General features: G+C 63.1%; 13 protein-coding genes. 4 read left to right on the top strand and 9 right to left on the bottom strand.

Features of this window, described 5'->3' with window-relative positions; genetic code table 11:
• Positions 1-58 precede the first annotated feature (58 nt).
• Together LB555_RS06520 and LB555_RS06515 are read left to right on the top strand one after the other, a co-directional pair.
• Entirely contained in the window at positions 59-520 is a 462-nt protein-coding gene (locus LB555_RS06520) for a winged helix-turn-helix transcriptional regulator (protein ID WP_015317495.1), read from the top strand.
• A 110-nt stretch (positions 521-630) separates the two neighbouring features.
• Positions 631-1,674: a zinc-dependent alcohol dehydrogenase family protein gene (locus LB555_RS06515; protein ID WP_015317494.1), complete on the top strand. Its 1,044-nt coding sequence runs from the start codon at positions 631-633 to the stop codon at positions 1,672-1,674.
• A 12-nt stretch (positions 1,675-1,686) separates the two neighbouring features.
• On the opposite strand, the gene LB555_RS06510 is transcribed toward LB555_RS06515, so the two are convergent.
• Positions 1,687-2,577 (bottom strand): DMT family transporter, encoded by an 891-nt coding sequence (locus LB555_RS06510; protein WP_224682506.1) that lies wholly within the window; start codon positions 2,575-2,577, stop codon positions 1,687-1,689.
• A 107-nt stretch (positions 2,578-2,684) separates the two neighbouring features.
• On the opposite strand from LB555_RS06510, the gene LB555_RS06505 reads away from it, so the two are divergent.
• Positions 2,685-4,085: a PLP-dependent aminotransferase family protein gene (locus tag LB555_RS06505; RefSeq protein WP_015317492.1), complete on the top strand. Its 1,401-nt coding sequence runs from the start codon at positions 2,685-2,687 to the stop codon at positions 4,083-4,085.
• 232 nt (positions 4,086-4,317) lie between these two features.
• On the opposite strand, the gene LB555_RS06500 is transcribed toward LB555_RS06505, so the two are convergent.
• The 3 genes from LB555_RS06500 to LB555_RS06490 all read right to left on the bottom strand — a co-directional run bounded on the left by LB555_RS06500 (position 4,318) and on the right by LB555_RS06490 (position 6,905).
• Entirely contained in the window at positions 4,318-4,815 is a 498-nt protein-coding gene (locus LB555_RS06500; protein WP_224682505.1) for a MaoC family dehydratase, read from the bottom strand.
• A 259-nt stretch (positions 4,816-5,074) separates the two neighbouring features.
• Positions 5,075-5,503: a phasin family protein gene (locus LB555_RS06495; protein WP_224682504.1), complete on the bottom strand. Its 429-nt coding sequence runs from the start codon at positions 5,501-5,503 to the stop codon at positions 5,075-5,077.
• Positions 5,504-5,609: 106 nt separating this feature from the next.
• Positions 5,610-6,905, bottom strand: a complete 1,296-nt coding sequence (locus LB555_RS06490) for a DUF445 domain-containing protein (RefSeq protein WP_140661089.1) — start codon at positions 6,903-6,905, stop codon at positions 5,610-5,612.
• Positions 6,906-7,171: 266 nt separating this feature from the next.
• Between LB555_RS06490 and rirA the strand changes: the two genes are divergently transcribed.
• Positions 7,172-7,636 carry an iron-responsive transcriptional regulator RirA gene (gene rirA / locus LB555_RS06485; RefSeq protein WP_015317488.1) on the top strand — a complete coding sequence of 155 codons (465 nt, stop codon included), beginning with the start codon at positions 7,172-7,174 and terminating at the stop codon, positions 7,634-7,636.
• A gap of 32 nt (positions 7,637-7,668) precedes the next feature.
• Here the strand turns inward: rirA and LB555_RS06480 are convergent, their stop codons facing one another.
• Genes LB555_RS06480 through hemP form a run of 5 tightly spaced genes read right to left on the bottom strand, consistent with a single transcriptional unit; the run spans position 7,669 to position 11,784 of the window.
• On the bottom strand, positions 7,669-8,460 hold the full coding sequence (locus LB555_RS06480; RefSeq protein WP_224682503.1) for a heme ABC transporter ATP-binding protein: 792 nt from the start codon (positions 8,458-8,460) through the stop codon (positions 7,669-7,671).
• A gap of 7 nt (positions 8,461-8,467) precedes the next feature.
• Positions 8,468-9,568, bottom strand: a complete 1,101-nt coding sequence (locus LB555_RS06475; RefSeq protein ID WP_224682502.1) for a FecCD family ABC transporter permease — start codon at positions 9,566-9,568, stop codon at positions 8,468-8,470.
• 5 nt (positions 9,569-9,573) lie between these two features.
• On the bottom strand, positions 9,574-10,482 hold the full coding sequence (locus LB555_RS06470) for a hemin ABC transporter substrate-binding protein (protein ID WP_224682501.1): 909 nt from the start codon (positions 10,480-10,482) through the stop codon (positions 9,574-9,576).
• 10 nt (positions 10,483-10,492) lie between these two features.
• Positions 10,493-11,554: a hemin-degrading factor gene (locus tag LB555_RS06465; RefSeq protein ID WP_224682500.1), complete on the bottom strand. Its 1,062-nt coding sequence runs from the start codon at positions 11,552-11,554 to the stop codon at positions 10,493-10,495.
• A gap of 23 nt (positions 11,555-11,577) precedes the next feature.
• On the bottom strand, positions 11,578-11,784 hold the full coding sequence (gene hemP / locus LB555_RS06460) for a hemin uptake protein HemP (protein WP_015317483.1): 207 nt from the start codon (positions 11,782-11,784) through the stop codon (positions 11,578-11,580).
• Between the last annotated feature and the right edge of the window lie 189 nt (positions 11,785-11,973).

Here is an 11,973-nt window from a genome sequence, read left to right as displayed (position 1 = left end):
AATAAACAGAACAGTTTTATCTTGCAACCGAAATGAACAATCTGGACCAACGAAAGCCATGGTGAAACGAACGAGCCACCAGAGTGCGGATTGCCTGATCGCGCGACCGCTGGATGCGATCGGCGACTGGTGGTCGCTGCTCATCGTGCGCGACGCGTTCGACGGGTTGCGACGCTTCGGCGAGTTCCAAAAGAGCCTGGGCGTTGCCAAGAACATCCTGTCGGCGCGGCTCCGAAATCTGGTTACGCACGGCATCCTCGAAACCGTCCCGGCCCCCGACGGCAGCGCGCATCATGAATATGTGCTGACGCAAAAAGGACGCGGCCTGTTCTACGTGCTGATCGCCTTGCGGCAATGGGGCGAGACCTATTTCTCCGGTCCGGGCGAGCCCTACACCTTCATGGTCGACACGGAGAGTGGCCGGCCGATAAGGCGTCTTGAAGTGCACGCAGAAGACGGCCGCCTGCTTGCCCCCGGTGACACCCGGCTTGCCGATTTCCGCAACCAGGAAAACAGCTGACCGCAGGGTCCGCAGGCTGGCCAGCCTGGCGGAGTCGATTTCCGCTTGACCGAACAGGGAATCGGCTATCGTTTCCCACAGTGAGTGTCGTCTCTAGGGTGGAATGAACGATGAAAGCCGTCGTCTTCGAGAAATTCGGCGAAGCGCCGACGATCCAGACCGTGCCAGACCCCAAGCCGGCGGCCGATGGCGTCGTCATCAAGGTCGAGGCGACCGGGCTCTGCCGCAGCGACTGGCACGGCTGGATGGGCCATGACGCCGATATCCGCCTGCCGCATGTGCCGGGCCACGAACTGGCCGGCGTCGTGGTTGCCGCCGGCAAGCACGTCACCCGCTGGAAGGCGGGCGAACGCGTCACCGTGCCGTTTGCCGTCGGCTGCGGCCACTGCTTCGAATGCACATCAGGCAATCACCAGGTCTGCGAACACCAGTCCCAGCCTGGCTTCAACACCTGGGGCTCATTCGCCGAATATGTCGCTATCGAACACGCCGATACCAATCTCGTGCGCCTGCCCGACGAAATGGAATTCGCCACCGCCGCCAGCCTCGGCTGCCGCTTCGTCACATCGTTCCGCGCCATTGTCGATCAGGGCCGGGTAAAGCCCGGCGAATGGGTGGCGGTGCATGGCTGCGGCGGCGTCGGCCTGTCGGCAATCATGATCGCCAGTTCGATGGGCGCCAACGTCATCGCCATCGACCTCACCGAGGAAAAGCTGGACTTCGCCAAACAGATCGGCGCCGTGGCGACCATCAACGCTTCGACGACGCCGAACGTCGTCAAGGCCGTCAAGCAGATCACCAATGGTGGCGCTCACATGTCGATGGACGCGCTCGGCCATCCGACGACGTCCTTCAACTCGATCGCCAACCTGCGCCGGCGCGGCCGTCACGTGCAGGTCGGCTTGATGCTGGGCGAACACGCCCGCCCGCAGGTGCCGATGGACAAGGTGATCGCCTTCGAACTCGAAATCCTCGGCAGTCACGGCATGCAGGCCTATCGCTACCCCGCGATGATGGAGATGATCCGCCACGGCAAGCTCAAACCCGAACTGCTGGTCGGCAAGAAGATCAGCCTCGACGAAGCGCCAGCGGCCTTGATGGCGATGGGCGGCTTCGAGGGTATCGGCATTGGGGTGGTAACGAAGTTCTCGTGAGGGTCGGCACCGCTATGCAGCCGCACGACGCGGCAAATCCTGCTTGGCAAACTTCTTCGCGCCGAAAACGCAAAGCACCACGCCGAGCGTGACGACGATCATCATCGGGCTGACCTGTTCATGCAGCAGCGTCGCCGCCAGTGCGAGCCCGAAGAACGGTTGCAGAAGCTGCAACTGCCCCACCGCCGCAATGCCGCCTTGCGCCAGGCCTCGATACCAGAACACGAAGCCGATCAGCATGCTGAACAGCGAGACATAGCCAAGGCCAATCCAGGCATTGGAGCCTACGCTGGCGAAGGATGGCGGCAGGGTCGCAAAAGTCAGCACCAGCATGACCGGCAGGGACAGCACCAGCGCCCAGCAGATCACTTGCCAGCCCCCGAGCTTGCGCGACAGCGCGGCACCCTCGGCGTAGCCAAGGCCGCAGGCGACGATGGCCGCAAGCATCAGCCCATCGCCGACCGGCGAAGCCGTCACGCCTTGCGCAAGCGCGAAGCCCGCCACCAGCGCACTGCCCAGGCATGAGAATAGCCAGAAGGCCGGACGAGGCCGTTCACCGCCGCGCAGCACGCCGAAGATCGCGGTCGCCAGCGGCAGCAGGCCGACGAAGATGATGGAGTGGGCCGAGGTGACATGCTTCAGCGCCAATGCCGTCAGCAAGGGAAAGCCGACGACCACGCCAAGCGCAACGATGACGAGCGACAGCAAGTCATGACGCCCGGGGCGCTTCTCGCGGAACATAAGCAGCAGCGCGAGACCGAGCAGGCCGGCAATGACCGCGCGGGCCGACGTCAGGAATATCGGGTCGAGATCCATCACCGCCACGCGCGTCGCCGGCAACGAACCGCTGAAAATCAGCACGCCGATAAATCCGCTCACCCAGCCGCTCGCCGTCTTGTCCATCGCAGGCTCCGTTTGTTTCGCCCCTCTATGGGGCCCGCGGCTATGGCGCCACCAGAGACAATGCAGTACAATTCGATAAAACTGTCATGGTTTTCTGGAAGGTACAGATGGACGAAGCAGTGAGGCTCGACAGAGGCGGAACTCTCGTCGAAGGGGTCATGGCCGCCATCCGGCAGCGGATTGCCGCGCGCAGCCTGACGCCTGGAGCAAGGTTGCCCTCGATCCGCGCTTTCGCCAAATCCATGCAGGTGTCGAAATCCACCGTGGTCGAGGCCTACGAACGGCTTGCCGCCGAAGGCGCGATCCGTTCGCGGCCCGGTTCCGGTTTCTATGCCGCCGGGTCGCTGGCACCGCTGTCGCTCGCCGAGATCGGTCCCCGGCTCGACCGTGCCGTCGATCCGCTCTGGGTCTCGCGCCAGTCCCTGGAGGCTGGCGACGAGGTCCTGAAACCCGGCTGCGGCTGGTTGCCGGCTTCATGGATGCCACAGGCCGGGCTGCGCCGGGCATTGCGCACTGTCGCGCGTGCCGACGATGTCGCGCTCGCAGATTACGGCACGCCGCTCGGGCTGCCGCCGCTGCGGCAATTGCTGGCGCGGCGCATGGCCGGGCACGGCATCGAAGCCTTCCCCGACCAGATCATGCTGACGGAATCGTGCACCCAGGCCATCGACCTGCTCTGCCGGTTCCTGATCGAGCCGGGCGACACCGTGTTGGTCGACGATCCCTGCTACTTCAATTTCCATGCTCTGCTGCGCGCCCACCGCGCCAAGGTCGTCAGCGTGCCCTACACGCCATCGGGGCCGGACATCGAGCTGTTCGCCCAGGCGCTGGCCGAACACCGGCCGCGCCTCTACATCACCAACTCGGCCATCCATAACCCGACCGGCGCGATCCTGTCTCCGGTGACGGCCCATCGTTTGCTCAAACTGGCCGACCAGTCGGATCTGACCATCGTCGAGGATGATATCTTCGCCGATTTCGAGCACATTCCCGCCCCAAGGCTAGCGGCGTTCGACGGCCTTAGTCGCGTCGTCCAGATCGGCAGTTTCTCCAAGACGCTGTCGGCGTCGGTCCGCTGCGGTTTCATCGCCGCGCCCCGTGACTGGATCGAGGGGCTGACCGACCTCAAGATCGCCACGACTTTCGGCGGCGGACGGCTGGCGGCCGAACTTGTGCTGACGCTGCTGAAGGACGGCAGCTACCGAAAGCACATGGATTTGCTGCGCGCCCGCCTTTCGCGGGCCATGGGCGAGACCAGCGCCCGGCTGAAGGCGATCGGCATTACGCCCTGGATCGAGCAGCCGGCTGGGCTGTTCCTGTGGTGCACCCTGCCGGAAGGCGTGGACGCGGCCGAAATCGCCCGCAGTGCGCTCGCCGACAACATCGTGCTGGCGCCCGGCAATGCGTTCAGCCTGTCGCAGTCCGCCAGCCGCTTCCTGCGCTTCAACGTCGCCCAGTGCGCGGACGAGCGGATTTTCAAGGCGCTCGAAACGGCGATGACTCGCTGATATGGGAACCACCAAGTCAGCAGACAAATAAGCCGCGACAACACCTCGTTGTTGCGGCCTTCTGCCCCATCAAATCAGACCATCCATGAAACGGCAGAACGCCGCCAAATCTCACCATTTGCGCGGATGCTCAATCATGCCTTTTCCGAAATGCCATACCCAGATCTGGGCCTATTCCTTGCCGCACAAGAACAGCTGAAGGAAATGACGCAAGGAGCCTGGCGGGCGCCGTTCAGGCCCCTGCCCGTTTGCGGCGCTCGTAGAGCATGACGAGTGTTTCAGCCATCAGCGCCGGCTTTTCCTCGCCTTCGATCTCGACCGTGTTGGCTGCCTTCATCAGATACTGGCCCGGGCCTTTGTCTTCCATGGAAAGCAGCGTCGTGCGCAGGCGAATGCGTGCGCCGACCTTGACCGGCGCCAGGAAACGCACCTTGTCGAAACCATAGTTGAAGGCGGCCTGCGTATTCTCGGGCACGATACCCATTTCAAGGGCCAGCGCGCCGATGATCGACAGTGTCAGATAGCCATGCGCGATCGTGGTACGGAACGGGCTTTGCCGCCGCGCCCGTTCAGGATCGACGTGGATCCATTGATGGTCGCCCGTGCATTCGGCGAACTGGTTGATACGGTTCTGGTCGACCGTGGTCCATTCCGAGACGCCGAGCTCCTGTCCGGACATCGTTCTCAGCTGCTCGTAGGTTGGCGGCGCTTTAGGCCGTACTTCCGTCATGCCTGCTTTCCCGATCGCTTCCAAAGCTTCCGGACCACGAACCGGCGGCCTCTGTCAATTCGTCCCTCGCAAATCCGTTCCGGCGGATTCGCGCTCACTCGTGCCATGTCTTGCCATGCGATGGCAGGCGAATTGGGACTTTTCCGACCTTTTAGACTGCCGGGAGCTTATGGCGTGGCGCTAATGCAACTCTGCGAAAGGTTACGGTATCGGGAACGGGGTGTGCCCGGCCGAGAGCGGAACGACAGCCCATGAGAACCTACTTCTGCCCGTAACCGGCGCGGACCTCCTCCATCGCCTCCTTGATGCGTGCGCGCAGGATGTCGATCGATTCGGCGCCTGATTTCCTGGCTAGCTCAGCGACTTCACCGGCGTTCTTGAGCGCCGCCTCAAAGGATTTTCTGGCAAACTCGGTCTGCTTGGCCATCAACTCCTGCGGATTGCCCGGTGCACGGTAGCTCTGCGCCATGTCGGCGATCTCGCGCAGCGTGTCCTGCAGCATTTCGCGTTGCCTAGACAACAGCGAGGACGTCCCAGCCGCCCCGGCACGCGCGGATTTCTCCAAGGCTTCGAGATTCTTGCGGTGATGCGCAAGAATCGCTTCGACATCCACATTCGGCACCTTCAGGTCACGGCCGAACCTGCCGAACATTTCCATGAAGGAATCGGATTCCGATTGTCTGGCCATGATTGTCATCTCCCCTTTGCCGCGGTCGCGGACGCCCTCATCGAGGAGAATAGCACTCGAACGCCTCGTGTCCATTTCGAACACGGGCCTAGGCGATCGCTAGGGATCAATTGACCGGGAGCAGCAACTCGATCGTGTAAAGTACGATGCCCGCCAGCCCACCGATGATCATGCCGTTGAAGCGGATATATTGCAGGTCCCTGCCAATGTTCATCTCGATCAGGCGTGTCAGTTGGGCAAGGTCCCAGCGCTTGACCTGGTCGGCGATGAATTTCGACACACCGCTCTTCTGGCTCTCGACAAAAGAAGCGAGCGCCACCACGAATCCTTGGTTCATGTCGGCCCGGATCTGCGCGTCTCCGGCAAGATGGCGGCCGACTTCGACGAACATGTTGGCCAGATGCTCCCTGATCAACGAATTCGGCGCCTTGGCGTCCTGCTCGATGAACAGGCTGAGGCTCTCCCACATGTCGCCGGCTAGCGCCCTGATTTCGGGTCTGGCGAGGAAGTCGCGCTTCATTTTCTCCGCTCGCCTGGCATATTGCTTGGACGTGCGCAGCCGCTCGACGAAACTTTGCGCGAAACGGTCGAATTCGGCGCGCATCGGGTGATCTGGATCGGCACGCACCTCGTCCAGCAAGGAGCCAGCCGAAGCGACGATCTTCTTCAGGAGATAGGCGTCGGCCCGGAACAGGTTGAATAGCGACGGGAGTTCCTCGCGGATCTTGTCGCGCATCGTCGCCAGCGCCTGTTCGTCGTTGAGGAACCGGCCGATGACCTTGATGAACTCGTCGAACAGCTTCTGGTGGCGGCGGTCGTCGGTGAGCGCGGACAGAAGTTCGGCCGCAAGTGGCGCCAGCGGCACCTTTTCGATCTGTTCGAGCATGCGGCTGGTGACGAAGCCGCGCAGACCGGATTGTTCGACGGCGGCAAGCGTCTGCGGCACCAGCCGCACGACGAAGCGCGACAGGCCGGCGGCGCGTTCGGCATCGGCCAGCCAGTCGGCCACGAGCGCCGAAAAATCGACCTCGGCGAGTTTTTCACGCACCGGTTCCGGCGCCAGGAAATTGGCCTCGATGAAACGGCCGAGATTGTCCGCGATACGGTCCTGGTTTTCCGGGATGATGGCGGTGTGCGGGATGGGCAACCCGAGCGGCCGTTTGAACAGCGCCACCACCGCATACCAGTCGGCAAGGCCGCCGATCGTTGCCGCCTCGGCGAAGGCGGCGACGAAGCCGAGCCATGGATAGCTGCTCTGGAAGGACTTGGCCAAGGCAAAGACCACCACGCAGAGTGCCAATGCCGCCGTGGCTACGAACTTTGTCCGCCGCAACGCGGAAAGCTTGGCGCCCGCGTCGGCATCGAACCGCACTGGCGCCAGGGATTGGTCCGATTGAGCCATGCCGCTCCTCGTCTATTAGGCCTATCTAGTGCCGCGGCCGCCGGAATGCCGTGGCAGCCGGTTTGTCTGTCCCGGCTTTTGCCCGGCGGCGCACATAAAGTTGACGAGTTTATTCATCTATGATGCCCGGCTAGTCTGGAATTATTCCAAGGTATAGGCCATATTCCGCCGAGACCAGTGCAGCGAACCGGATTCCGGACGAGGCCGCGCCAGCAAAGTTTAGAATCTGGCGTGGTTGCATCATATCAGCGCCGAGTGAGGACAAGATGCGGCTTACGCGCCAAACCAACTATGCCATGCGCATTCTGATGTATTGCGCCGCCAACAATGACCGGTTGAGCCGCATCCCGGAGATCGCGGCCGCCTATTCGGTGTCGGAACTGTTCCTGTTCAAAATCCTGCAGCCTCTGGTCGAGAATGGCATGGTCGAGACTGTGCGCGGCCGGAACGGAGGGGTACGGCTCGGCCGTGCCGCCGAATCGATAAGCCTGTTCGACGTTGTGCGCGTGACCGAGGAAAGTTTTGCCATGGCGGAGTGCTTCGAGAACGATGCCGCCGAATGCCCGCTGGTCGACAGCTGCGCGCTGAACTCCGCATTGCGCGAAGCGCTCAACGCCTTCTTCGCCGTGCTTGCCCGCTACACGATCGCCGACCTCGTGGCGGCAAGGCCAAATGTACGCGCCCTGCTCGGAATCGACATGCTGATGGAGCGCCGCGCCCCAGCGGCCTGATCCCTGCCGCATCGTGCAGTGTCGGCTGAATATCAGCTGACCGACGATTGCGGGAGCACGAACGGCATGTTGCCGGCCGGCAGCACGCCGACCTTGAGCCGGCAATCGAACACCTTCTCGATCAGGTCGTCACTCAGCACGTCGCGGGGCAAGCCGCTGGCGGCCAGCCGGCCGCGATGCATCACGAAGATGCGGTCAGCGTACATGGCCGTCAGATTGAGGTCGTGCAGGATCGCTACCACGCCCCCGCCCCTTCTGGCGAAGTCGCGGGCGATGTTCATGATGATCAGCTGGTGCTTGATGTCGAGGCTGGACACCGGCTCGTCAAGGAACAGATAGCGCGACTTGCCGTCGAGCACCGGTGCCCAGACCTGGCACAGCACACGCGCAAGCTGGACACGCTGCTGCTCGCCACCGGAAAGCTCCTGGTAGAAGCGGCCGGCAAAGCCGTCGAGATCGACCCGCGCCAGCGCCCGTTCCGGCAGGCGTCCGTCCTCGCCCGGCAGCACGCCCGAACGGCCACCGACCAGGCCAAGCCTGACGACCTCCCGCACAGTGAAAGGAAACGACAGTGCCGTCGCCTGCGGCAACACAGCCCGCTGGACGGCGACCTCCACCGGCTTCATCGCTGCGAGGTCGCGGCCGTTGAGGACGACACTCCCGGTATAGCCGAGGTCCCCCGACAATGCCCTCAGGAAGGTCGTCTTGCCCGAACCATTGGGGCCGACGATTGCCGCCACCTCGCCCGGCCGCGCATCGAAATCGACACCGGCAACAATTCTCTTGCCGGCGATATCGACCGAAACATCCCTCGCCTCGATCATTCCAGCCTCACAAATCGATCACGCCGCGCCTGCGCAGCAATATCCACAGGAAGAACGGCGCGCCTGATATCGCGGTGACGATGCCGATCGGCAGCTCGGCCGGTGCCACGATGGTGCGGGCGACCGCATCGGCGAGCAGCAACAACGAGGCGCCGAGCAGCGCCGAGGCCGGCAGCAGGTAACGATTGTCGGGTCCGATCAGCAGTCGCAGCAGATGCGGCACGACGATGCCGACGAAGCCGATGCCGCCGCTGACGGCGACGGAGGCGCCGACCGCCGCCGAAACGCCGATGATGGCGGTGTATTTCAGCCGCTGCACCGGAATGCCGAGATGGCCGGCGGTCGCTTCGCCCAGCGCCAGCGCGTTAAGGCCGCGGGCCAGGAACGGCATCGCCGCCAGTGCCAGGACGACTATAGGTCCTACGGAAGCTATCTTGGCCCATGTCGCACCGCCGAGCGATCCCAGTGACCAGAAGGTCAGGTCGCGCAGCTGGCGATCGTCGGCCATGAATATGAGGATTCCGGTCAGCGCCATGGCAAGTGCCGCCAGGGCTATGCCCGCGAGCAGCATGGTGGCGACCGAGGTTTGTCCACGTCGCGTGGCGACGTGATAGAGCGCCAATGTGGTGACGAGACCGCCGACGAACGCCGCAAGCGGCAGCGCCAGCGTTCCGAGCAAGGCGGTCACCGGCGCCAGCGCGGTCCCGCCAAGAACGATGATGATCACCGCGCCAAGGCTGGACCCTGCGGAAACGCCGATAAGTCCGGGGTCGGCGAGCGGATTGCGGAACAGTCCTTGCATGACGGCGCCACAAACCGCGAGCGCCGCACCCACCAACATGCCGAGGATGACGCGTGGCATGCGGATGTCATGGATGATCAAGCTGTCGCGGGCGTTGAGCGCCGCATCGCCGGGAACGGAGCCAAAGAGCCAATCCCTGAAAACGGTCACGGCGGATGCATCCGACGCCCCGGATGTGAGCGAAAGCAAGACGGCGATCGCCAAGCCCAGGCACAGCAGAAGGATGACGGTACGGGCGCGGCCGGAACGATCCCCTTCGGATGCCCTAATCGCCTTCACCGGACCGGCGATCGACTGGTTGGTCATGATGCTCAGTCCGTGACCTGTGCGCCGTAAAGCGAAACGGCGAGATCGTGGATCGCGTCGGCCGTGCGCGGCCCGAAGCCGAGTAGATAGGCGCCATCGATGCGGATCAGCTTGCGCGCCGTTCCGGCCGGCGTTGAGGCGATGGATGGATTGCCGAACACTTCGTCGTCCGAGACCGGCGGCCCGGCATTGCTCATCATCAGGATCACGTCCGGCCTTGCGGTGATGATCGCTTCGTCCGACATTTGCTTGTAGCCGGAAAAGCCTTCCACCGCATTGACCCCGCCCGCCAGCTTGACCATGCCGTCGGCCGCGGTTTCGCTGCCGGCCGCCAGGATCTTGCCACCCTGGGTCGAGAGAATGAACAGCACGCGCCTGCGCTCCTTGATCGAGGCTGTCCGTTTTTCGGCGGCTGTGAGTTTCGCATCGAGGTCCTTGGCCAGCACCTCGGCCTTTGCCTCGGCCCCGAGCGCCTTGCCGACAATGCGGACCTTCTGGAGGATGCCTTCGCGGTTGTACTGCTCGGGAACGTCGATGAACGGAATGCTCGTCTTCTTCAGCACGTCGACGGCTTCCCTGGGACCGCTGCCGTGCAATGCCAGTATGCCCGTCGGATTGACCGACAAGACGCCTTCCGGCGACAGCTGGCGCATGTAACCGACATCAGGCAGGTCGAGCGCGGCCTTTGGATAGAGGCTGGTGGAATCGCGCGCCACCAAATGTCTCTCCTCGCCAAGCGCATAGACGATCTCGGTGATGGAGCCGCCAATAGCGGCGATCTTCGAAGGATCGGCGAACACCGAAACGCCTTCGGTGGCGCCGACTGGTTGCAGCGCGGCGACAGCCATGGAAAGGCCGATTGCATAACCGACCCTCGATCCGCGCAGGGCGGACGGCCTCGAAACAAACCGCATCGCACTCTCCTCAGGCTGCCGTCGGGTTCGGGATGCGCGGCAGGTGCTCGGCCAGAAAACGCCAGTCCTCGCGCTCGCTTTCGCCTTCATGTCGCTTGCCGAAGAACTGGATGATCATGTCGCCATTGGCGGCATAGACCTCGAGCGATGTGACATGGCCGTCCTTGGTCGGCTTGCGCACCGCCCAGACTTCATGGATGTGGTCGGTGCGCAGGTGCAGGTGGAAGGTCTCGTCGAGCACGTTGATCCACGGCCCCATGGGCTTGATCGATTTGATCGGCCCGGAGTGGATCTGGATGCAGCCGCGGTTGCCCACGAAGCACATGATCGGCATCTCGCTTTCGGCGGCGTGATGGAACATGGCGCGCACCGCGTCGTTGTCGAGCAGCCAGGCGTAGTCCTGGCCAACCATGCGCACCGCCTGGCGGCGGCTGAGCTTCAGCGTCTTCAGCATGCCGAAGAACTGGTGCACGTCCGTCAGCCGGCTCCAGCGGTCACGCAGGTCGTCCAGGCTCGCCGTCGATGCCCCGGCCTCGCTTTCCTCATCGAGAACCGGCCCCGAAATGTCGATCGTCGGCTCCTGGTTCGGTGATTCCAGCGAGGCGACCAGTTTCTGGTAGGCATGGAGGCTGGAGGCCGGGCGCAGATGCACCTTGTGCACCGCGTCGCCGGCCGCATCGAAGAACTGCAGGCTGCGGCGGATGCCGTCGCCGTCGCGCTTCTCCACGGCAAAGCCATGCGCCCAGATTTTCGGAAAAATGCGCAGGTCGATATTCTCGCCGAGCACCATGGCATTGTGATTGCCGGTGACGACCTTGTCGTAAACGCCGATCTTCTCGTGCACGGCACTTTCGTTGCGGGTCAGCGCCATGACCTCGCCAATGGCCTCGAGACCGGTCAGAAGATCGTTGACGCGCGGTTCGACGCGGACGACGCCGTCGCCGCAATGCGCGGCCACCAGCTCGGCCTCCGAAATGCCGAGCTGGGCGGCCAGGTCACGCTCGCGCGCTTTCGGATTGTCGGTCCGGGCCCGCCGGATTTCATGCGGAGCGGGTTTTACGCGCTGGTCCATGTCTTTACCCCTGATGCCTTGCCTTACTTGTTGAGAATGAGCTTGCCCTGGCGGGTGATCTTCAGCCGGTAGAGCGCGCCATGATGCTCGATTCCGATTTCGTGCTCGCCCTGGAACAGCGTGTTGCTGGACAGCGTCCGCACCGCCAGCGAGACCCGATCGAAACGGGTGGAGGTATCGTCGGAACGGCGGACGCGATAGCGAAACTCGTTGGGATTGTGCGTGTTCATCTGGGTCGATCCCTTTCCTGTGCCGGGCATCTGGCTAGGCGTTGCGAATTGCCGATTCATTCTTGACTAGAATAATCATGTTTACTAGTCAGTGCAATACCGGACTAAATGAGTCAACATTTAAGATGCCGGATACGATCAAAATGCCAGCAAGCCCCGGGCCAGCCAGCATGGAACCTGGGATTTGGA

It is taken from the genome of Mesorhizobium sp. BR-1-1-10, from assembly GCF_020165595.1.
GTDB lineage: Bacteria > Pseudomonadota > Alphaproteobacteria > Rhizobiales > Rhizobiaceae > Mesorhizobium > Mesorhizobium australicum.
This window is presented reverse-complemented; position numbering and strand designations above follow the sequence as displayed.